Annotated in this window: 1 pseudogene; it reads left to right on the forward strand. The window is 69.1% G+C overall.

Going from position 1 to position 291, the window contains the following annotated elements:
* Positions 1-45 precede the first annotated feature (45 nt).
* Positions 46-291, forward strand: a pseudogene (locus PZC42_RS20825) (hypothetical protein); the annotation flags it as partial.

Here is a 291-nt window from a genome sequence, read left to right on the forward strand (position 1 = left end):
TGTAGGTTGCTATAATGGGGTATCTCGCCGGGAGTCCCCCACCCCATGCCCGAGTTCTTCAACGTCCTGCCGCCCGACGAGGCCCTTGAGACGCTGCTGAGGCGGTTGGTGCCGCGGGTCCATCCCGAGGCCATGCGCACGCACGAGGCCCTGGGCCGCGTCACGGCCGAAGACATCGCCTCCCCCGAGGACCTGCCCGCGTTTCCGCGCTCCACCATGGACGGCTTCTCGGTGCGCTCCGCCGACACCTTCGGCGCCACCGAGGGGCTCCCCGCATACCTGGAGACGATC

Source organism: Isoptericola croceus, assembly GCF_029382255.1.
In the GTDB taxonomy this organism is placed as follows: Bacteria; Actinomycetota; Actinomycetes; order Actinomycetales; family Cellulomonadaceae; genus Isoptericola; species Isoptericola croceus.